Here is a 21,041-nt window from a genome sequence, read left to right on the forward strand (position 1 = left end):
GCCCTAGAGGATGCCAGCCGGCGGCGCGGGTGGAACCTACTGCTGCGAAGCTTCCGCCTCGGCGAGTTCCTTCTTCCACTGCCGGAACGACTCTTCGGTGCGTCCACGCCGCCAATAGCCTGAAATCGAAGCCGCCCACCGGGCGTCCACACCGCGCTGTTTACGGATGTAGGGCCGCAAGTTGTGCATGACGGCCTGGGCCTCGCCGTGAATGAACACGTGCACCTGTCCGGGGAGCCACTGCGCGGTGGTCACGGCTTCGATCAGCGGCGCGTGGTCACCGGCCCGTTCCTCCGGCACCAGGTCCGCGCGCCCGCCGCGGTAGACCCAGTTGATCTGAACGCCCTCGGGTGCCGTCAGCGCAATCTCGTCGTCGGGGCCGGCCACCTCGATGAACGCCATACCGACCGCCGACGCGGGCAGCGCTTCCAACGCGGCGGCGATGGCCGGGAGCGCGGACTCGTCGCCGGCGAGCAGGTGCCAGTCGGCGGCGGGGTCGGGGGTATAGGCTCCGCCGGGTCCCATCAGGTAGATCGGCTGCCCCGGCTGCGCTGTCGCGGCCCACAGGCCTGCGACGCCGTGCTCGCCGTGCACCGCGATGTCCACCGTGATCTGGCGGGCCTGCTCGTCCACTCGGCGAACGGTGAAGGTGCGGACCACTGGCCGCTTCTCCGGCGGCAACCCGGCGAAGCTGTCCAGCGTCGGCGGCTGCGGCAGCCGCGCGACGTCGATATCCTCGGGGACGAACGCCAGTTTCACGTAGGAGTCGGTGAACTTGCTGGGCACAAAGGTGTCGAAGTTGCTGCTGCCCAACACGATCCTGACCATGTGCGGCGTCAGCTGCTCCGCACTGACCACTTCGAAAGCCTGGAGAGGCCGGCCTGCCACGTATCCTCCTGTCACGTTCTGACCCCTCGTCGACTATACGAGCCGACCCTGACCGCGACGCTTGCGCGCGATGCGCCAACAGCCGTCGCGGCACTCGGCCAGACCCGTCAGCTCCAGCAGCGCCAGCGGTCCCAGCACGTGTTCGGGGATCAGGCCGCAGGCGGCCGCGATCTGCTCGACCGTGGCCGCACCGCGGCCCGGCAACGCCTCGAATACCTGTCGCTCCGCCTCCCCCAGCCCGTCCAACGCGGTGGTGGGGCGCGGTTCGTCGGGCGCCAGTTCACCGATGTTTCCCACCAACTCCACGATGTCCTCGCAGCGGGTGACCAGTTGCGCGCCGTTGCGCAGCAACACGTGACAGCCTGCCGAGGCCGATGACGTCACCGGGCCGGGTACCGCGGCCACCACCCGGCCCAGCGACCGCGCCCAGGCGGCAGTGCTGGCGGCGCCGCTACGCAGACCCGCCTCCACGACAACCGCCGCGCCCGACAGGGCTGCCACCAGCCGGTTGCGGGTCAGGAAACGGAAGCGGGCCGGTCGCACTTCGGGCGGGTATTCGGTGCACAACATGCCGTGTTGCCCGATGCGGTGCAGCAGCGCGGAATGGCCCGCCGGATACGCGACGTCCAGCCCGCCGGCCAGAACGGCGACGGTGATCCCGTCGGCGGCCAGCACAGCGCGGTGGGCCGCACCGTCGATTCCGTAGGCGCCCCCGGAGACCACCGTGACGTCGCGCCGCGCGAGCCCGGTGGCCAAGTCGTCCGTCACCTGTTCGCCGTATGCGGTCGCGGCCCGGGTGCCGACGAGAGCGGCCGCGCGCCGGGCCACCTCGTCGAGTCGCGCCGGGCCCATGGCCCACAAGACCAGGGGCGTGGTGTCATCTCGCCGGGCACCGTGGAATGCGGCGAACGCGAGCACCGGCCACTCGTCGTCATCGGGTGTGACCAACCTGCCGCCACGCCGCCGGATCATATCGAGATCTGTTGCCGCCCTGTCGATTTCGCGTCTAGCCGCGGTCAACCGCAGCAGGTCGTCGTCGACCAGCCCCCGCCGGACCCGCTGGGCGGCCTCGAGCGGACCGACACTTCGCACGAGGGCGACAAGTTGTGCGCAGGGCGGTTCGGCTACCCGGGACAGGTAGGCCCAGGCCCGCAATGTGGCATCGGCCGGGGTCGTCATCGCCGCGCTCCGGGCTGCCGGAAGCTCAGCGCGGTAGCTACCTCGGACAGGCCGGGTGAATCACGGCCGGCCAGGTCGGCCAGGCTCCAAGCGACCCGCAGCGTGCGGTCCACCCCACGAATGCTGAGCAGCCCGCCGTCCACTGCCCTGCGCAGTGGTTCCATCGCGGCGTTGCCGGGACGGAATTTGCGCCGCAGCAACGAACCGCTGACTTCGGCATTGGTGGCGAACCCGTGCCTGCGCCACCGCTCGGCCGCCGCCGCACGGGCCGCGGTGACCCGTTGACGCACCTGCGCCGTCGACTCGGCGTCCGCGACCGCGAACGCACCCGCCCGCACCGGGTTCAGCTGGACTCGCAGGTCAACGCGGTCCAGCAAGGGCCCCGAGAGCTTGCCCAGATACCGGCGCTTGACCGCCCCCGCACAGATGCAGTCCTGCGGATCGGCCGGTGCGCACGGGCACGGGTTGGCGGCCAGCACGAGCTGGAATCGCGCCGGATAGCATGCCACGCCGTCCCGTCGGGCCAGGCGGATCTCGCCGTCCTCCAACGGTGTTCGCAACGCTTCCAGCACACTGACGCCGACCTCCGCGCACTCGTCGAGGAACAGGACGCCGCGGTGTGCGCGGCTGACGGCACCGGGACGGGCCATTCCCGAGCCGCCGCCGACGAGTGCGGCGACGGTGGAACTGTGATGCGGGGCGACGAATGGCGGCCTGGTCAGCAACGGTGTATCGGCCGACAGCAACCCCGCCACCGAGTGGATCGCGGTCACCTCCAGCGACTCGCTTTCCGACAGCGATGGTAACAAGCCCGGAAGTCTTTGAGCCAGCATCGTTTTCCCCACCCCCGGCGGACCGGTCAGCATGAGGTGGTGGGCACCGGCCGCCGCCACCTCGACGGCGAACCGGGCCTGCGTCTGCCCCACCACGTCGGCGAGATCAGGCAACGGCTCGTCGACGGGCGCCGACGCTGCGATCCGGCGATCCAGATCCTTCGATCCGCTGAGCCACCCCTGCAACTGCCGCAGAGTGCGCACCCCCCAGACATCGATGCCGTCGACCAGGCCGGCCTCGGCCAGGTTCTCGGCGGGAACGACAACGGCCGGCCAGCCGTCCCGCTTGGCCGCCAGCACCGCGGGAAGCACCCCGCGCACCGACCGGACCCGGCCGTCCAGCGACAACTCACCCAGCAGCACCGCCTTCTCCAGGCGGTCCCACGGCTTCTTCCGTTGCGCCGACAGCACCGCCGCGGCCAGAGCGATGTCGTAGACCGAACCCATCTTCGGCAGTGTCGCGGGCGACAGTGCCAGCGTCAGGCGGGACATCGGCCAGCTGTTGCCGCAATTGGTGACCGCCGCCCGCACCCGGTCGCGCGATTCCTGCAACGCGGCGTCGGGCAGCCCCACCAGATGCACGCCCGGCAGCCCCGAAGCGATGTCGGCTTCGATCTCAACGGTCTGTCCGTCCAACCCCTGCACCGCCACGGAGAACGCACGTCCCAGCGCCATCAGCCGACACCCATCAGATGGCTGAGCTCCGGGACGCGGCGCCGGCCGACCCGCACCCCGATCACGTCGATGCGGATCGCCGCCCAGCGTTCATCCTGGCCGGCCAGCCACAGTGCGGCCAGCCGGCGCAACCGCCGCAGCTTGGGCCCGGTCACCGCCTGGGCCAATCCGCCGTAACCGTCACCGCTGCGGGTTTTGACCTCGACGAAAACCACTGTGCCAGTGGCGTGTTCGCAGGCGATCAGGTCGAGCTCGCCATACCGGCAGCGCCAGTTGCGGCACAGTATTTCGAGCCCGAGGCGGGTCAGATGATCCGCTGCCAGTTGCTCGCCCAGCGCGCCCAGCTGAATTCGCGTCATCGGCTCTTGGGTGGTCATGACCGACAACATGCCCGGGACCGGCGACAGGATCCGTCGCGGCCGGCGCCCTGACAGCCAGTTATCCCCAGTCCGGCAACTATCCCCAGATCACCGGCACCGGACTAAGTCTTCTTGCTGGGGATCACGATCACCACGATCAGCGTCACGATGCTGAAGAACAGGCCCAGGATTCCCCAGAAGAAGGCCGAGCGTCCCTTCGTCGATGCGATCACGGCGCAGATGACGGCCGCGATGACGCTGCCTATCGCGACGAAGATCCCTTTGATCCCGCGCAGGATCAGACCCGCTGCTTCGGGATTGCTGTGCGCGGCTAACACTATGTCGTGCAGCATGGCCGTCTCCTCAGCTGTGTCAGGCGATACGACCGGCTACCCGCGGCCGGCACTACCTAACCCGGTCCGCCCTGGTGTAGACGTTCATCGAATCCTCGCGCAGGAAGGCCACCAGGGTGAGCCCGGACTCCTCGGCCAGTGCGACCGCCAGCGACGACGGCGCGGAAACGGCGGCCAGCACGGGGATTCCGGCCATCAGGGCCTTCTGTGTCAACTCGAACGATGCCCGACCGCTGACCAACAACACCGATCCGGTCAACGGCACTCTGCCACGCTCGATCGCCCAGCCGATGACTTTGTCCACCGCGTTGTGCCGGCCGATGTCCTCGCGCACGACGAGCATGGTGCCGTCCACCTCGAACAGCGCGGCCGCATGCAAGCCCCCGGTAGCGGCAAACACCTTTTGGGCGCTGCGCAATTGCTCGGGCATCCGCTGCAGGGTCGCCGCGCGCACCGAGGCGGGATCGGCGCCGGGCGCGTGCCGGCTGATCAATCTCACCGCCTCGAGCGAGGCCTTGCCGCAGACCCCGCACGACGACGTGGTGTAGAAGTTGCGCGTGACATCGAGGTCCGGCGGTCCGACGCCGGGCGCCAGCGTCACGTCCACGACGTTGTAGGTGTTGGCGCCGTCTTCATCGCGGCCCTCGCAGTAGCGGATACTCTGCACGTCCCCACGCTGCGCGATCACCCCTTCGGTCAGCAGAAAGCCTTGCGCCAGTTCGAAATCCGCGCCCGGGGTACGCATGGTCACGGTGCTCGGGGTGCCGTCGATGCGGATCTCCAGCGGCTCTTCGACGGCGAGGCTCTCCTGGCGGGTGGTCGCTTGGCCGGCGGTCAGATGCCGAATCCGCCGGCGTGCGGTTACCCGCCGCACCGGTTCTGTCCGGCCGCCGCCGTCTGGGCTGTCACGGCCTCAACGTACCTCGCCCGGGGGTCACACCGCCGATGCCAGCGACTGCAGCGCCTCCGCCGAGGTGTGGGTGGGATGCCAACCGAGTTCGCGTTGGGCCCGGCTGGTGTCCATGACCACCGACGCGCGCGCCACATGCAGCCACTCCATCATCGATGGGACGAACGGCAGATGGGAGATCGCCGCCGACGCTGCCGACGCCGCGACCGCGGGCACCCGTACCGGTCACCCTCCCAGCGCCCGGGCGACGTCGCTGATCGTCACGACCCCGTTGCCGGCGATGTTGTACGCACCGGGAGGCGCCGGAGCGACGGCGGCCAGCGTGATCGCCGCGGCAACGTCGTCGTGGTGCACCAACTGCAGCGGAAAACCCGGGTCCGGGATCACCGGCTTGAGTTTCTTCAGCACCTTCGACATGGCCCGCAGCGGGGCCGGCAGTTGATTCCACGGCATCGCTTCGGCCAGGGCGGGCGCCTCGGGGCCGGTGACGATGCAGGGCCGTAGCACGAACACCTCCAACGGCGAGTCCTTGGTGACCTCGGCAAGCACCGCCTCACACGCCGACTTCTGCGCCGAATAGTAATGCTCGGCGGAACCGCGCGTCGGTACGTCCTCCGTCAGCGGCACCGGGTTGTCGGAGTGGTAGCCGTATGCCGCCACCGACGAGGTGTACACGAGACGCCGAGGCTGACCGGACGCCTTCTGCGCTGCGACGGTCGCCTCGAAGACATTGCGGGTGCCCGCCAGATTGACCCGTTCGCTTTCCGCGCGCGAACCCATCACGATGAACGCCAGGTGGACCACCACGTCTGCATCGGCGACCAGCGCGTCGACCGCCTCCCGATCCAGGATGTCGCCCTGCATGTAGGTCGTTCTGGTCCAGCCCCGAGTCCGCGGGTCGAACGGCCGGCGAGCCATGCCGATGATTTTGCTCACCGCCGGCTCGCGCTCCAGGGCGGTTACAGCTGAGATGCCGATCTCTCCGGTCGGACCGGTCACGGCCACAGTGAGTCCCATTTGACTGAAAATTCCCGCGGCCGGCTCCGGCCAAACGCCTGCAGTCTTAGCTCACGAATGTGTGCGAACTGCGGCAGATGGTTATTCATAGCCCGTTCACATCGGGCTTGATGGCGAAAAGAGGCACCATGCAGCTGATTGCACCGGCCGACTCCATGTTCCTGATCGGCGAATCCCGCGAACACCCGATGCACGTCGGCGCCCTGCAGCTGTTCAAGCCACCACAGGGCGCAGACGACGACTTCGTCACCGAGGCGTACGAGTCGATGCTGCGGTGTACCGACGTCCAGCCCACGTTCCGCAAACACCCGGCGTTCTTCGGTCCGGTGACCAACCTGGCATGGTCGCAGCAAAGGGAAGTCGAGCTCGACTACCACTTCCGGCGGTCCGCACTACCCCGCCCGGGCAGGGTGCGCGAATTGCTTGAACTGGCTTCCCGCTTGCACGGCAGCCTGCTCGACCGGCACCGGCCGCTGTGGGAGGCGCATCTCGTCGAAGGGCTCAACGACGGTCGCTACGCGGTGTACACCAAGTTCCACCATTCGCTGATGGACGGCGTATCGGCGTTGCGGTTGATGCAGCGCGCCTTCACCGGCGATCCCACCGACAATGAGGTTCGGGTGCCATGGGAACTCAAGCCGCGCCGGCAGGCCCGCAGCGGCAGCACGTCCTCGCCACTGCACGCGCTGACCGATACCGTGCGATCGACTGCGGCACTTGCGCCCTCGACATTGTCCTTGGCGCGCGCGGCATTACTGGAACAGCAGCTGACATTCCCCTTCCGGGCGCCCAAGACGATGTTCAATGTCAGGATCGGCGGTGCCCGGCGTATCGCCGCGCAATCCTGGCCACTGGAACGGATCCACGCGGTGAAGGCTGCCGCGGACGTGTCCTTCAACGACGTCGTCCTGGCGATGTCCGCGGGTGCACTGCGCACCTATCTGATCGAGCAGAACGCGCTGCCCGACGCACCGCTCGTCGCGATGGTGCCGGTGAGCCTGCGCAAGGAGACCGATGCCGAGAACGGCGGAAACTCGGTAGGCACCGTTCTGTGCAACTTGAACACCGGCATTGAAGACGCGGGCAGACGCCTGCAGGGGATCAGTGCGTCGATGAGCGAGCAGAAGCAGGTTTTCAACCAGCTTCCCAAGGTTCAGCAACTCGCCCTGTCCGCATTCATGACCGGCGGATTGTTCCTGGGTCTCATTCCGGGGTTCATCCGCACCGCCCCGCCGCCGTTCAACATCGTGATCTCCAACGTGCCGGGCTCCACAGAACCGCTGTACTGGCGGGGCGCGCAAATGGTCGGCAATTACCCGTTGTCGATAACCCTGGACGGCCAGGCGATGAACATCACCGTCACCAACAACGCCGAGAACCTCGACTTCGGACTCGTCGGCGCCAGAGGCAGCGTGCCCCACCTACAGCGCATGCTGAGCCACCTCGAGACATCACTGAAAGATCTCGAACGCGCCGTCGGCGTGTAAGGCCCTCAGAGGGTCCGGCTACTCTACGGCCATCGGATACGCTGCGCCGGAGGGAGGATGAGACGTGGCCGACGAACGCAACGCCGAGAGCTCCACGCCCGGCGCACTGACGGCCGACCCGGCCACGGTCTTCGCAGCCCTGGCCGAGATCATCTACCAGGGGTCGGATGCCACCCAGATGTATGCCGCGATCTGTGTGGCCGCCACCCTGGTGGTCCCGGGCTGCGACCATGCCAGCCTGCTGGTCAAGCGCGGCGACCGCTATATCACCGTCGGCGCCAGCTCGCGGCTGGCCCACCGCATCGACGACCTCGAACGCCGTTCCGGTGACGGACCCTGCATAGACGCGATCGAGGAGGAGACGCCGCAGATCGAGCCGGACCTGACCAAGCCGAACCAGTGGCCGCACTTCGCCGCACGGCTGCTCGAGGAAACGCCGGTGCGCGGCGTCATGGGTTTCCGGCTGCTGATCGACAAGCGCAAAGCGGCCGCGCTGAACCTTTTCAGCGAGACTCCCGACCAGTTCGACACCGAAGCCGCGGGCCGTGCCGCCGTGCTGGCCTCGTTCGCCAGCGTCGCCATCAACGCCATCGCACACGGCGAGGACGCCACCAGCCTGCGCCGTGGCCTGCTGAGTAACCGCGAGATCGGCAAGGCGGTCGGCATGCTGATGATGCTGAACAACATGAACGAGGACGACGCGTTCGACCTGCTGCGCCGCCACTCGCAGAGCCTCAACATCAAACTCGCCGACGTGGCACGCAAGGTCATCGAGTCCCGCGGCAACCTGCCGTACTCGGAGGAGCCCGCCTGAGCCCTTATTCGGGCAGTCGCAGCTCGGGCTTCTCGACCTCTTCGATGTTGACATCTTTGAAGGTGACGACCCGGACCTGTTTGACGAACCGGGCCGGCCGGTACATGTCCCACACCCACGCGTCGGCCAGCCTCAGCTCGAAATACACTTCACCGTCGGCGTTGCGCGGCACCATCTCCACGCTGTTGGCCAGATAGAAACGACGCTCCGTCTCCACCACGTAGCTGAACTGACCGACGATGTCCTTGTATTCGCGGTACAGCGAGAGCTCCATCTCGGTTTCGTACTTCTCGAGATCCTCGGCACTCATCAGTTCAGACGTCCCTCTCCCGGAGCTGCTGCCCCATCTTCTCTCACCGGAAATCGCCGCCTTCGGGGGGAGGGTCCGGCGGGCACTCGACGACGAACTCGGCGGCGCCGCCGGTCGCGACCCGCCGCACATTGATGAACGAATACCGGTGGTGCGGGCACGGACCCAGTTCGGCCAGCGCACGGCCGTGCGCGGGTGTGCTGTAGCCCTTGTGATCGCCGAAGCCGTAGCCGGGGTGTTCGGCGTCCATCGCCACCATCAAGCGGTCCCGGCTGACCTTCGCCAGGACACTGGCCGCAGCGATACAGGCGGCCGCCGCGTCACCACCGATCACCGGCAGTGACGGCACCGAGAGACCGGGGACCCGGAAGCCGTCGCTCAGGACATACCCCGGCCGCACGGACAGCCCGGCCACCGCACGCCGCATGCCCTCAATATTGGCCACGTGCACGCCGCGGCGGTCGACTTCGCTCGACGGGATGAACACCACGTGGTAGGCCAGTGCGTAACGGCGGATCAGCGGGAACAGCCTCTCGCGGGCCTTCTCTGTCAGCTTCTTCGAATCGTCAAGAGCAGCAAGGCTTTCCAGGCGGCCTGGGCCGAGGACGCACGCCGCCACCACCAGCGGGCCGGCGCAGGCGCCGCGACCGACCTCGTCCACCCCGGCCACCGGGCCCAGACCGTTGCGGTGCAAAGCGGATTCCAGGGTCCGTAACCCGCCGGCTTTGCGAATCACCGTGCGCGGCGGCCACGTCGTGGCCATGACTACTGACCCTGCTGGGGGTCGATCGAACCCACACCACCCCATCGCTTGGGCGGCCACACGATGAACCGGGCCTTGCCGATGACGTTGGCGACCGGCACCGTTCCGGCCGTCGGGTCACCCGTGCACATCATCGGGCAGTGGGCGCGGGAATCCGCCGAGTGCGTCCGGTTGTCCCCCATCACCCACAGCCGTCCCTGCGGAACGGTGACGGGGCCGAACTCGCTGCCCAGGCACGGGTACACCGACGGGTCGGCCATCATGGTGTTCGGATCCAGGTACGGCTCCTTCAGCGGCTTGCCGTTGACCGTCAGCCCGGTGTCCGCCCGGCACTGCACGGTCTGCCCGCCCACCGCGATCACCCGCTTGACCAAGTCGTTCTCATCGGGAGGCACGAAGCCGATGAACGAGAGCACATTCTGAGCCCACCGGATCACCGTGTTGGACGACCGGATGGACTTGTAGCCGACGTTCCACGACGGCGGGCCCTTGAAGACGATGACGTCGCCGGGTTTGGGCGAAGTGAACCGGTAGGTGAGCTTGTCCACCAGGATGCGGTCGCCGACGCAGGTGGAACAGCCGTGCAGGGTGGGCTCCATCGATTCGGACGGAATCAGGTAGGGGCGCGCGACGAACGTCAGCATGACGTAGTAGAGCACGATGGCGACGACAGCCAGCGTCGTCAGTTCCCGCAGCGTCGACCGCTTGTCGGGCTTGTCCTTGTCGGGCTTCGCCTCGGGTTCCGGGACTGGCTCGCCGGATGTTCCGGTCGCGGGCGCAGGCTTGCCGCCGTCCGCCCGGCCCTCCGGGGGTGAGTCCTCCGAAGGAGAATCCTCAGTGTCAGTCACGGGATCAGCGTAGCCAGCGCAACGGTTGCGGCCGTGGCCCGCGGGCCCCCTCCGCGGTCAGCGCTTTTCCTTGATCTTGGCCTTCTTGCCGCGCAGCTCACGCAGGTAGTACAACTTGGCGCGACGGACGTCGCCGCGGGTCACCAGCTCGATGTGGTCGATATTCGGCGAGTGGACCGGAAAGGTCCGCTCCACGCCGACGCCGTAGCTCTCCTTGCGGACGGTGAACGTCTCGCGGATGCCGCCGCCCTGACGGCGGATCACCACGCCCTTGAAGACCTGGATGCGCTCCTTGGCGCCCTCGATCACCTTGACGTGCACATTGACTGTGTCGCCCGGGTGGAAGGCGGGGATGTCGTCGCGCAGCGACGCCTGGTCGACGAAGTCCAGCCTGTTCATGTGGAAAGACACTTCCTCGGGGTCGCGGCTTCGCCGACCGGTCGCACGCGGACGTACGACGGTCGCCAAGCCGATGGTTAGGGCTTCTTGGGTGCATCTTCCAGCGGGCAATAGGCACCCGGCCCGTAGGCAACCGCTGAAAGACAACTGGCCAATTGTGCCAGACGGGGCGCATGCAGTGAAAATCACAGGAAACTGTGGTGGTTCGCGCCCGCCCCAAACCACCTGCAAGTGGTACATATAGCTGGGGTCGAACCGCCCGGATCCAAACCCTACCGGGACCCGTCCAGCCGGATTTCCCGGGGCCGATGGATCGGAATGTCGGAGCGGCCGCCCGAACGGATGCCTTGAAGAAGCCCGAGGATGCCGAAGGAGTGAGATGCGAGCCCGGCCGCTGACGCTGATTTCCGCCGCAGTAGCGGCGGCGTTGGTGGTGGCCGCCGGTTGCGAGGCGACGGTACACGCGAAGGCGTTCAGCTTCACCGATCAGTCGGTATCGCAGCCGCGGTCGCAGCCTCAGCAGCAGCTGGTGGAACTGCTGCTGCGCGCTATCACACCGACCGCGGCCCCGATGGCCGTGCCCAACCTGTCGTCGAACGGGCTCGCCGGAGTACAGGCGCGGGTCCAGCTGGCCACCGACCAGGCCGCGGCAGGCGGCGCGACACTTTCGGTGGCCATCCTCGACCGCGCGACTCATCAGATGGTCTCCAACGGCAACAGCCAGATCATCGCCACGGCGTCGGTGGCGAAACTGTTCATCGCCGATGATCTGCTGCTGCGGGAGGCTCAAGGCAGATCCGTGCTGTCTCCCGAGGATCGCCAGTCACTGGACGTGATGTTGCAGTCGTCGGACGACGGCGCGGCGGAGCGTTTCTGGGGCCAGGACGGCAACGACGCGATCATCAACGAGGTGGCGAGCCGCTACGGACTGACCTCGACGACACCGCCCAGCGACGGACGGTGGTGGAACACCATCAGCTCGGCACCCGACCTGATCCGCTACTACGAGATGCTGCTGGACGGCTCGGGCGGCCTGCCCTTGGACCGGGCCCGCCTCATCCTGAACGACCTTGCTCAATCCACTCCGACGGGCGTCGACGGCTATCCCCAGCGGTTCGGCATCCCTGACGGGCTCTATGCCGAACCGGTGGCGGTCAAACAGGGCTGGATGTGCTGCGTCGGCGCGGACTGGATGCATTTGTCGACCGGCGTGATAGGGCGCGACCACCGCTACATCATGGTGATCGAGTCGCTGCAGCCCTCCGACGACGCCACCGCACGCGAGACGATCACGAAGGCGGTAAAAACCATCTTCCCCAACGGCCGCATCTAGTGTCCCGCGCGAGGCACGCCCCTTGCGCGAGCAGCCCCTCCCCTGCTCCCTTGCGCGAGCAGACGCGAAATCGCGCAAAATCGCCGCATATCAGGCGATTTTGCGACTGCTCGCCGGAGGCGTCAGTCCAGCAGCTCCGGGCGACGGTCGCGAGTGCGCTGCAGGGACACCTGCTGGCGCCAGGCCGCGATCCGGGCATGGTCACCCGACAGCAGGACGTCCGGGACGTCGAGCCCACGCCAGCTCGGCGGGCGCGTATAGCTGGGCCCCTCCAGCAGCCGGTCCAGACCCGGCGAGTGTGAATCATGTTGCACGGATGCGGGATTGCCTAACACTCCCGCCACCAGCCGCAACGTGGCCTCGATCATCACCAGTGCCGCCGACTCACCACCGGGCAACACGTAATCGCCGATGGACACCTCTTCGACGCGCATCCGGCGCGCCGAGTCCTCAACGACCCGCTGATCGATGCCTTCGTAACGACCGCAGGCGAACACCAGGTGCTCCTCGGCGCTCCACCGCTGCGCGGTGGCCTGGGTGAACAGCACCCCGGCCGGGCTGGGGACCACCAAAAGCGTTTCCGCCGAACAGATCTCGTCCAGCGCCTCCCCCCAAACCGGGGCCTTCATCACCATCCCGGGTCCACCGCCATAGGGAGAATCATCCACCGAGTGGTGCACGTCGTGGGTCCACCGACGCAGGTCGTGCACCTGCAGGTCGATCCGACCCGACGCAATCGCCTTGCCCGGCAACGACTGTCGCAGCGGGTCCAGGTAGCCGGGGAAGATCGTGACGACGTCTATTCTCATCCCAGGTCCAGCAGACCTTCTGGCGGTTCGATTTCGAGGATGCCCTCCTGCAGCGACACGGAGGTGACGATCGCACTCACGAACGGCACCAGCAGTTCGCCGGATTCGCCCTTGACGGAGAGCAACTCGCTACCGGCGGTGTGCAGCACCTCTGCCACGACGCCCAGCTCGCGACCCGCGGCAGTGCGTACCCGAAGTCCCTCCAGCTGATGGTCGTAGAAGGTGTCCGGCTCGTCGATCGGCGGCAGCTCGTCGGAGTCGATGACGAACAAGCTGCCCCGCAACGCGTCAGCGCCGCCCCGGTCGGTCACACCGGCCAGCCGCACCAGTAGCCGGGCACCGTGCGGGCGCGCGGATTCGACGACGTAGCTGCGGGCGGGACCGGAGTCGCGGGGCTTCCTGGCACGCACGGTGGCTCCCGGCGCGAACCGGGCGTCGGGATCGTCGGTGCGGACATCGACGACGAGTTCGCCGCTGATGCCGTGCGCTTTCGCCACCCGCCCGACGACCAGCTCCATGGACGCGTTACTGGTCGGTGTCCACCACGTCGACGCGGATGCCCCGGCCGCCGATACCGGCGACCAGCGTGCGCAGGGCGGTCGCGGTGCGTCCGCCCCGGCCGATCACCTTGCCCAGGTCGTCGGGATGAACGTGGACCTCGACGGTGCGACCCCGGCGGCTGGTCACCAGATCAACCCGGACGTCGTCCGGGTTGTCGACGATGCCACGGACCAGGTGTTCGACGGCATCGACCACGACGGTACTCATGGCGCCGGTCAGCCTTCGCTCGAGCCGGACTGCTCGCCGGCTTCAGCGGGCGCCTCCGCGGCGGCCTCAGCAGTCGGCGCCTCGTCACCCTTCGTGGCCTTCTTCGGCGCGGACTTCTTCTTCGGCTTGGCAGCCTCCGTGGTGGGTCCGCCGTCGGCAGCGGCCAGCGCGGCGTTGAACAGCTCGAGCTTGCTGGGTTTGGCGGGCTTGACCTTCAGCCGGCCTTCGGCACCGGGCAGACCCTTGAACTTCTGCCAGTCACCGGTGATCTTGAGCAATTTGAGGACGGGGTCGGTGGGCTGGGCGCCGACACCGAGCCAGTACTGCGCGCGCTCGGAGTCGATCTCGATCAGGCTGGGCTCTTCTTTCGGGTGGTAGCGGCCGATGACCTCGATGGAGCGACCGTCGCGACGGGTGCGCGCGTCGGCGACGGCGATGCGGTACTGGGGATTGCGGATCTTGCCGAGCCGGGTGAGCTTGATCTTCACAGCCATGGTTAAGCGATTCTCCTGTGCGTGTCACGCTGCAATTCAGCGACCTGGGCGGGATGCCCGGGTCCGGTTTTGCCTCGCGTGTGTGACCGCGAAGCGATGCGTGATCGCTCGGCGGACAGCCGCCCATTGTGCCAGAACAAGCCGCGACGCCAGAAATCGCGGCGCGGGCGCTGCGCCCAGATTGCCGTCATGGTCGCGTCGGGGGCATGGGCACAACCCTGACGGCAATCTCGGCGACAGCCGAGCTACATCACCTTCTGGAAGGTCTTGGTCTCCACGCGACGGGTCATCCGCCACCCGTCGGGGGTACGAACGAACTCGTCGTCGTACCAGAGGCCGCAGAACAGGATCTGCTCCTTGTCACCGCCGAGCACCATCGGGTTGAAACAGATCACCCGCGACGACGCCGTGTCGCCGTCGATGCGCACCGAGAAATTACCCAGCATGTGCGAGTACGCCGGGAAGTTCGGCAACACCTCCGACAGCCATTTCTTGACCTCGGGGTATTCGCCGGCGATACCGCCCAGTGCGGTGTAGTCGATGTATGCGCTCTTGGTGAACACGGTGTCGAGGTCATCGAATCGACGCTGGTCGATCGCCGTGGAGTAGTCCACCAGAAGCTGCTGGATCTCCAGGCGGTCGGAAATCTCTTGCAGGCTCAACATGCCTTGATTCAACACCGCAGCACAGAAGATAAAATCTGCGCCCATGCGAAAGCTCATAGCCGCGACCGCCACGCTGCTCACGGTCACGTTGTTCGGCGGTGCTCCTGTGTCACATGCCGACACCGACGTGCAGCAGGCGGCGGGTTCGCTGCCGATTCCCGACGGACCCGCCCAGACGTGGATCGTCGCCGATCTCGACAGCGGCCAGGTGCTCGCCGGCCGCGAGCAGAACGTCGCGCATCCGCCGGCAAGCACGATCAAGGTACTGCTGGCACTGGTGGTACTCGATGAGCTTCCGTTGAATACCACCGTCGTGGCCGACCTCAACGACGCCGCGGTCGAGTGCAACTGCGTCGGCGTCAAAGTCGGCCACTCCTACACCGCCCGCCAGCTCCTGGACGGCCTGCTACTGGTGTCCGGCAACGATGCCGCCAACACACTGGCCGACATGCTGGGCGGCCAGGAGGTCGCGGTGGCCAAGATGAACGCCAAGGCCGCGTCGCTGGGAGCTACCAACACCCACGCTTCGACGCCCTCCGGCCTGGACGGGCCCGATGGCCCCGGCTGGTCCACGGCCCACGACCTCGCGGTGATCTTCCGCGCGGCCATGGCCAATCCCACGTTCGCCAACATCACCGCAGAGCCCTCGGCGATGTTTCCCGGTGACAACGGAGACCACCCGATCCTGAATCAGGATGAGCTGCTCACGCGCTATCCGGGTGCTCTCGGGGGCAAGACGGGCTTCACCAACGCGGCGCGCAAGACCTTCGTGGGGGCGGCCGCCCGCGGCGGGCGACGGTTGGTGATCGCGATGATGTACGGCCTGGTCAAGGAGGGCGGACCCACGTACTGGGACCAGGCGGCCGGGCTCTTCGATTGGGGCTTCGCGCTGGGCCCGCAGGCAGGTATCGGCTCGTTGTAGTGGGGCGCGGCCGCAGAATGCCGGCATGCAGCCCTCCCCGGCCGGGGTAGACTGACCAGTCTTATGGTTGACGGCCTGACGCCCCATTTCGACGACGTGCAAGCGCACTACGACTTGTCTGACGAGTTCTTCCGGCTCTTCCTCGACCCGACCCAGACGTACAGCTGCGCGTACTTCGAGCGCGAGGACATGACCCTCGAGGAGGCGCAGATCGCCAAAATCGATCTCTCGCTGGGCAAGCTGGGACTGCAACCCGGCATGACCTTGCTGGATGTGGGCTGCGGGTGGGGCGCCACCCTGCGCCGTGCGCTGAAAAAGCACGACGTAAACGTGGTCGGCCTGACCCTGTCGAGAAATCAGGCCGCCCACGTGCAGAAGTCGTTTGACGAGCTGGACAGCCGGCGTAGCCGACGGGTACTGCTGCAGGGCTGGGAACAGTTCGACGAGCCCGTTGATCGGATCGTGTCGATCGGCGCGTTCGAGCACTTCGGTCACGACCGACACGCCGAATTCTTCAAGATGGCTCACCGGATCCTGCCCGATGACGGCGTGTTGATGCTGCACACGATCACCGGCTTCACCAAACAGCAGATGATCGACATGGGCCTGCCCCTTACGCTGCGGGTGATCCGGTTCTTCCACTTCATCAAGACCGAGATCTTTCCCGGCGGAGCTCCGCCGATCGTCGAGATGGTGGTGGAGCACTCCGGCAGTGCGGGCTTCACGCTGACCCGCAACCAGTCGCTGCAGTCGCATTACGCGAGGACCCTCGACCTGTGGGCCGAAGCCCTTGCAGCGCATCGGGATCAAGCCGTAGAGATTCAGTCCGAAGAGATCTACGACCGCTACATGCATTACCTGACCGGGTGCGCCAACCTGTTCCGCGACGGCTACATCGACGTCAATCAGTTCACTCTGCAGAAGTAACACGCGGCTCTCTCTCCCGCGAGCAGGCGCAAAGTCGCACTGAATCGCCTGCGATCGTGCGACTTTGCGACTGCTCGGCGTCAAGTGTCAAGCGGTCGGCCGCGCGGCGCTGAGCAGCGCGGTCAGCACCGGAATCCTGCGCTCGGCTATTTCGGGTTGCGGCAACACACCTTCCACGACGGCGGCGCCGTCGAAAATGTTGGTCAGCAACGCCACCAGCACCGGGAACGTGTCGTCCGGAAATGCCTCGGCGCCGGGCATCGACCTTGCGGCGTCAAAAATCTTCGCCGAATACTGCCCCAGCTCGTGTTGCAGAGTGCCCCTGAGCTTTTCGTCGGTCCGCGCGGCGATCAGCAGTTCGTAGAGGACGGCGTTGGCGGGACCGCTGGTGATGTCACGCAGGATCGTCAGCGCCGACTCCAGTGCCGGGCGGTCTGCCGGTATCTCGGTGACCTGCTTGGTGAAGGTCTCCAGCTGTCTTCGCAACACCTCGGATGCGGTGGCCGCCATGAAATCGCCCATCGTCTCGAAATGCCGAAAGAGGGCGCCCACCGAAACTCCGGCACGCCTGGTGACCACCGCGGCCGAGGCGCGCGCGTATCCGACCTCGATGATGGTGTCGATGCAGGCCTGCAGGAGCCGGCCGACGGTCTCCTCCCGTCGTTGCTGCTGGGTCCTGGCCATCTCAGGCGGACAAACTCAGCGGCGCGCCGTGGCGCTCGCCCGCCCGCAGGTACCTGCCCGACTTCACGGTCTGACCGTAGCCCGCACAGAACTCGCCGTTGCGGAAGACGACCGCACCGCCCACGCCCGTGGCGACCACCGTCGCGTCGTTGCGGTTCACCATGCGCCGCAGGCCGCCGTAGAAGGGCACGGCCTCCTCGTGGTAGCCGTCCACCGAGTCGTCCAGATGGGCCGGGTCGATCACGACGAAGTCGGCACGGTCCCCCTCCCGCAGCGTGCCGGCGTCGAGGCCGAACCACTCGGCCACTTCGGCGGTCAGGCGGTAGATCGCCCGCTCCGGCGTCAGGAACGGCGTCCCTTGGCGCTGCGCGTCTTGAATGCGCTTGAGCAGTCGAAGCGGGAAATTGTAGAAGGCCATGTTGCGTAGGTGTGCGCCGGCGTCGGAGAAACCCATGTGGATGCTGGGGTCAGCGGCCAGCTTGTTGAGCTGCTCGGGCCGATGGTTGGCGACGATCGTTGTCCACCGCACGTTGCGCTCACCATTCTCAACGAGAATATCGAGGAACGCGTCCAGCGGGTGCAGGCCACGCTCGTCGGCGATCGCGCCGAAGCTCTTGCCGATCAACGACGCGTCCGGGCACTCGACGATCACCGCGTCGTGGAAATCGCGGTGCCACAGCGACGGCCCGAGCTTGCGCCGGTCGAACTCACGGCGGAACCGGCGCCGGTAGGCTTCATCCGCAAGTAATTCGTTGCGCTGCAACTGATCCCGTAGGTGCAGCGCGGCGGTGCCGGCGCCGAATTCTTCGAAGACCGGCAGATCGATGCCGTCGGAATACAGTTCGAACGGCACCGGCAGGTGCTGGAAGCGCACGCTCGCGCCCAACAGTTTGTTCAGGACCCGGGTGCCCCGGCCGAACGTGTGCACCGCCAGCGGCATCGACTTGGCGTCGGCCGACACCAGCATGCTCATCCGGACGCCCTTGCGCCGGTTGAGAAGCCGGCTGCTGGTCAGGAAGAACATCAGCGGGGACACCGCACTGTTGACGTTGGGTGCGCTCTGCAGGATCCGGCCGCGCTTGCGCAGCACCTTGATCAGGCGACGCCGCTCGCGCCAGGTTGCGAAGGTGGAAGGCAGTGCACGCGACCGGAACCGGTCGCCGTCGAGCTTGTCGATCGGCGCGTCCATCCCGGACATGCCGAGCATGCCGGCATCCAGCGCCTCGTCCAGCATCCGCGCCATCGTCTCCAGCTCGCCATCGGTGGGACGCACGGTTTCATCGGTGGCCCGCTCCAGACCGAGTACCGCGGTCCGCAGGTCCGAATGACCGAGCATGGAGCTCACATTCGGCCCCAGCGGCAGCGCGTCGATCGCGTCGATGTACTCCGCAGGTGATGACCAGGTCTTGTTGTTCTCCAGCGCGCCCAGGACGAAGTCGCGCGGCACCGCCTCGACGCGACTGAACAGGTCGGCGGCGTCTTCGGAGTTGGCGTAGACCGTCGACAGCGAGCAGTTGCCCAGCATCAGGGTCGTGATGCCGTGCCGTACCGACTCACGCAGGCCCGGGTCAAGCAGAATCTCGGCGTCGTAGTGGGTGTGCACGTCGATGAAACCGGGAGCTACCCACTTGCCCGCGGCGTCGATCACCTCCGGACATCCGGTCTCGTCCAGCGGAACCGACGAGACGGTGGCCACCACGCCGTCGCGGATGCCCAGAGTGCGAACCTGCGGCTTGGCGCCGGTTCCGTCAAACCACAGGCCGTCGCGGATGATCACGTCGTACGTCACAGTTCCTCCAAGTCGCCGGGCTGCTCCGAAGCTAACATAGATAGCGATCACTCGCAATCTTTGGCGCGCGACGGCGGTCAGCGCCCCGGTCCCGAAGGCAGGGTCGTCGGCGTCGGGGTGGGGGCCGTCGGGGCCGGGGTCGAGGGGCTGACGGTGACCGGGTCCGGCACGTTCACCGCCGGTGGTATATCGCCGCTGCGGCTCGCTACGGCGGGGATTCGGATGACACCCCCCTGCTGGCCGCATTCGTTGCTCTTCACCGCGACGGTCATCTCCCCGGCCAGCCCGTTCTCTGGTTGCGGTCGCAGCGTCAAAGTCTGGACGGTGTTCTGGGTGCTTGCCTGCCCGGTGGGACCGATGCACGGGAATTTCGTGGTCTCCGGCCGGGACCGCCACTGACCGTCGATGAACTCGAGAATCAGCGGTTGCACGTCCGGCGATTTCTCCTGCGCATGGTCGCTGTCGTTGAGCAGCGTGGCCGCGGCCAGGCAGCGGGTGGGTGTGCACGACGACCGGATCGCCCACCAGGTCTCGACATCAGGGGGCTGGGGGGTGGCAGCGTTGTCGAAGGTCTGCCTGGACCGCTGCACCTCGATACGGTAAGTGCCGTCCAGCGGAAGCGGTGCCGCCGCCACGGTGGCACCGCCGGCGCTCGAACTCGTCGCCGGGGTTCGGGCCTGCGGTGCCGGCGCGTTGGTCCTGCGCCCGACCGCCATGCCGGCCGCGAACAGGCCGACCAGCACCAGCACCGCGGCGGCACCGATCACCATCCGGCGCGGCGCGAACCTCCTCGATTCCCGTGTGCCGGGGGAGAACGCGTCCAGAGGACGCGCGAGCAAACGCCCCGGCTGCAGGACCGCCCCCCCTCGCCCGGCCGTCGGAGCACCCGGCTGTTGGAGAGGCAGTGACACTGGCTCCGGCGGCTCCGGCCAGGCGTAAGCCGGATAGTCAACGACGTAGGCGGGTTCGACGGCCGGCGCGTCGACGGGTGCCGCCGGGGGTTCGCGGTCGGCGATCCCGGCTCGCCCGGCAAGGGCGGCGGCGAACTCGCCGCAACTGCCGAACCGGTCGGCCGGGTCGCCGGCGAGCGCCCTGCCGAGGACCTCGTCGAGCCGGGCAAGGTCGGGGCGCAGTTCGCTGAGCCGGGGCGGATTCGGCTGGGTGGGCGGGGCCCCGGTGAACAGGTGCACCGCGGTGGCCGCCAGCGCGTACTGGTCGGCACGGCCGTCGGTGGCCGCGCCGGCGAGTTCCTCCGGCGCCGCATACGCCGACTCGCCATCCGGGCGTTGTAAGCCGAAGTCGGACAGAAGAATTCGCGGTTCGCTACCCCGCGCGGTCAGCAGCATATTGGCCGGCCGGATGTCGCGATGAAGGACACCGCGCCGGTGAGCGTAGTCGAGCCCCGCCGCCGCGGCGGTGACGATGGCGGTTACTTCACCGACCGGCAGCACCGCCGGGAAGCGATCTGCCATCAGCGTGGCTACGTCACTGCCGTCGATGTACTCCATCGCGATCCACAGCTGACCTTCGAATTCGCCGCGCTCGTGCACCTCCACGATGTTGAGGTGAAAGAGGCTCGAGACAATGTCGGTCTCCCGGTGAAAGCGTTCCCGCAATTCCCCATCGGCGGTAACCGGAAGGATTTTCAGAGCCTGCCAGCCCGGCAATCCCGGTCGCTGGGCCAGGTACAGCTCTCCCGTTGCCGACGAACTCAACATTCGCACAAGGGTGTAACCGGCAAAGGTCGCACCGCTGGCCAACGCCATTCAGCGATGGTAACCATCTCGGGGTCACCGGGCGCGGCAGCGCCCGGCT

Annotated in this window: 21 protein-coding genes and 3 pseudogenes; 5 read left to right on the plus strand and 19 right to left on the minus strand. The window is 67.3% G+C overall.

What is annotated here, in order from left to right; all coding sequences use genetic code 11:
• Positions 1–36 precede the first annotated feature (36 nt).
• From ACX9NE_RS15840 to ACX9NE_RS15870, 7 genes and pseudogenes are all read right to left on the minus strand, one after another.
• Entirely contained in the window at positions 37–888 is an 852-nt protein-coding gene (locus ACX9NE_RS15840) for a siderophore-interacting protein (RefSeq protein ID WP_459362316.1), read from the minus strand.
• 33 nt (positions 889–921) lie between these two features.
• Positions 922–2,067, minus strand: coding sequence for a DNA-processing protein DprA (gene dprA, locus ACX9NE_RS15845; protein ID WP_459362317.1), 1,146 nt, complete (start codon positions 2,065–2,067; stop codon positions 922–924).
• Entirely contained in the window at positions 2,064–3,575 is a 1,512-nt protein-coding gene (locus ACX9NE_RS15850; protein WP_459362318.1) for a YifB family Mg chelatase-like AAA ATPase, read from the minus strand. Before ACX9NE_RS15850 ends, dprA begins: the two co-directional genes overlap by 4 nt.
• On the minus strand, positions 3,575–3,952 hold the full coding sequence (locus tag ACX9NE_RS15855; RefSeq protein ID WP_459362319.1) for a YraN family protein: 378 nt from the start codon (positions 3,950–3,952) through the stop codon (positions 3,575–3,577). Before ACX9NE_RS15855 ends, ACX9NE_RS15850 begins: the two co-directional genes overlap by 1 nt.
• A 104-nt stretch (positions 3,953–4,056) precedes the next feature.
• Complete coding sequence (locus tag ACX9NE_RS15860) at positions 4,057–4,287, minus strand: deoxyribodipyrimidine photolyase (RefSeq protein WP_459362320.1); 231 nt, start codon at positions 4,285–4,287, stop codon at positions 4,057–4,059.
• Between the two features lie 52 nt (positions 4,288–4,339).
• Entirely contained in the window at positions 4,340–5,161 is an 822-nt protein-coding gene (fdhD, locus tag ACX9NE_RS15865) for a formate dehydrogenase accessory sulfurtransferase FdhD (protein WP_459362321.1), read from the minus strand.
• 60 nt (positions 5,162–5,221) lie between these two features.
• Positions 5,222–6,214: pseudogene (locus ACX9NE_RS15870) on the minus strand (NAD-dependent epimerase/dehydratase family protein).
• A gap of 128 nt (positions 6,215–6,342) precedes the next feature.
• On the opposite strand from ACX9NE_RS15870, the gene ACX9NE_RS15875 reads away from it, so the two are divergent.
• Together ACX9NE_RS15875 and ACX9NE_RS15880 are read left to right on the plus strand one after the other, a co-directional pair.
• Positions 6,343–7,701: a WS/DGAT/MGAT family O-acyltransferase gene (locus tag ACX9NE_RS15875; protein ID WP_459362322.1), complete on the plus strand. Its 1,359-nt coding sequence runs from the start codon at positions 6,343–6,345 to the stop codon at positions 7,699–7,701.
• A gap of 64 nt (positions 7,702–7,765) precedes the next feature.
• Positions 7,766–8,515 (plus strand): ANTAR domain-containing protein, encoded by a 750-nt coding sequence (locus tag ACX9NE_RS15880; RefSeq protein WP_459362323.1) that lies wholly within the window; start codon positions 7,766–7,768, stop codon positions 8,513–8,515.
• 4 nt (positions 8,516–8,519) lie between these two features.
• Here the strand turns inward: ACX9NE_RS15880 and ACX9NE_RS15885 are convergent, their stop codons facing one another.
• From ACX9NE_RS15885 to rplS, 4 genes and pseudogenes are all read right to left on the minus strand, one after another.
• Positions 8,520–8,825 carry a DUF2469 domain-containing protein gene (locus tag ACX9NE_RS15885; RefSeq protein ID WP_012393608.1) on the minus strand — a complete coding sequence of 102 codons (306 nt, stop codon included), beginning with the start codon at positions 8,823–8,825 and terminating at the stop codon, positions 8,520–8,522.
• Positions 8,826–8,834: 9 nt separating this feature from the next.
• A pseudogene (locus tag ACX9NE_RS15890) lies at positions 8,835–9,588 on the minus strand (ribonuclease HII); the annotation flags it as partial.
• Between the two features lie 2 nt (positions 9,589–9,590).
• A complete protein-coding gene (lepB, locus tag ACX9NE_RS15895; protein WP_459362324.1) occupies positions 9,591–10,436 on the minus strand; it encodes a signal peptidase I in 846 nt (281 codons plus the stop codon).
• Positions 10,437–10,493: 57 nt separating this feature from the next.
• Entirely contained in the window at positions 10,494–10,835 is a 342-nt protein-coding gene (rplS, locus tag ACX9NE_RS15900; protein WP_459362325.1) for a 50S ribosomal protein L19, read from the minus strand.
• 379 nt (positions 10,836–11,214) lie between these two features.
• Between rplS and ACX9NE_RS15905 the strand changes: the two genes are divergently transcribed.
• On the plus strand, positions 11,215–12,168 hold the full coding sequence (locus ACX9NE_RS15905) for a serine hydrolase (RefSeq protein WP_459362326.1): 954 nt from the start codon (positions 11,215–11,217) through the stop codon (positions 12,166–12,168).
• Positions 12,169–12,290: 122 nt separating this feature from the next.
• On the opposite strand, the gene trmD is transcribed toward ACX9NE_RS15905, so the two are convergent.
• The 5 genes from trmD to ACX9NE_RS15930 all read right to left on the minus strand — a co-directional run bounded on the left by trmD (position 12,291) and on the right by ACX9NE_RS15930 (position 14,904).
• Positions 12,291–12,977 carry a tRNA (guanosine(37)-N1)-methyltransferase TrmD gene (trmD, locus tag ACX9NE_RS15910; protein WP_459362327.1) on the minus strand — a complete coding sequence of 229 codons (687 nt, stop codon included), beginning with the start codon at positions 12,975–12,977 and terminating at the stop codon, positions 12,291–12,293.
• Positions 12,974–13,495, minus strand: a complete 522-nt coding sequence (gene rimM, locus ACX9NE_RS15915) for a ribosome maturation factor RimM (RefSeq protein ID WP_459362328.1) — start codon at positions 13,493–13,495, stop codon at positions 12,974–12,976. Before rimM ends, trmD begins: the two co-directional genes overlap by 4 nt.
• A 7-nt stretch (positions 13,496–13,502) precedes the next feature.
• On the minus strand, positions 13,503–13,745 hold the full coding sequence (locus ACX9NE_RS15920; protein ID WP_036354608.1) for an RNA-binding protein: 243 nt from the start codon (positions 13,743–13,745) through the stop codon (positions 13,503–13,505).
• 8 nt (positions 13,746–13,753) lie between these two features.
• Positions 13,754–14,239 (minus strand): 30S ribosomal protein S16, encoded by a 486-nt coding sequence (rpsP, locus tag ACX9NE_RS15925; protein ID WP_459362329.1) that lies wholly within the window; start codon positions 14,237–14,239, stop codon positions 13,754–13,756.
• A 245-nt stretch (positions 14,240–14,484) separates the two neighbouring features.
• Positions 14,485–14,904: a nuclear transport factor 2 family protein gene (locus ACX9NE_RS15930; protein ID WP_459362353.1), complete on the minus strand. Its 420-nt coding sequence runs from the start codon at positions 14,902–14,904 to the stop codon at positions 14,485–14,487.
• A 43-nt stretch (positions 14,905–14,947) separates the two neighbouring features.
• Here ACX9NE_RS15930 and ACX9NE_RS15935 point away from each other — a divergent pair, with 43 nt between their 5' ends.
• The gene (locus tag ACX9NE_RS15935; protein WP_459362330.1) at positions 14,948–15,826 is read left to right on the plus strand and encodes a D-alanyl-D-alanine carboxypeptidase family protein; all 879 of its coding nucleotides are present in this window, start codon (positions 14,948–14,950) and stop codon (positions 15,824–15,826) included.
• Positions 15,827–15,889: 63 nt separating this feature from the next.
• On the plus strand, positions 15,890–16,753 hold the full coding sequence (locus ACX9NE_RS15940) for a cyclopropane mycolic acid synthase family methyltransferase (RefSeq protein ID WP_459362331.1): 864 nt from the start codon (positions 15,890–15,892) through the stop codon (positions 16,751–16,753).
• A gap of 87 nt (positions 16,754–16,840) precedes the next feature.
• Here ACX9NE_RS15940 and ACX9NE_RS15945 read toward each other — a convergent pair whose 3' ends face one another.
• From ACX9NE_RS15945 to ACX9NE_RS15955, 3 genes and pseudogenes are all read right to left on the minus strand, one after another.
• Positions 16,841–17,437, minus strand: a complete 597-nt coding sequence (locus ACX9NE_RS15945) for a TetR/AcrR family transcriptional regulator (protein WP_459362332.1) — start codon at positions 17,435–17,437, stop codon at positions 16,841–16,843.
• Between the two features lies 1 nt (position 17,438).
• A pseudogene (locus ACX9NE_RS15950) lies at positions 17,439–19,264 on the minus strand (N-acyl-D-amino-acid deacylase family protein).
• Between the two features lie 39 nt (positions 19,265–19,303).
• On the minus strand, positions 19,304–20,992 hold the full coding sequence (locus tag ACX9NE_RS15955; protein WP_459362333.1) for a serine/threonine-protein kinase: 1,689 nt from the start codon (positions 20,990–20,992) through the stop codon (positions 19,304–19,306).
• Positions 20,993–21,041: the final 49 nt, after the last annotated feature.

Source organism: Mycobacterium sp. ML4 (assembly GCF_054515735.1).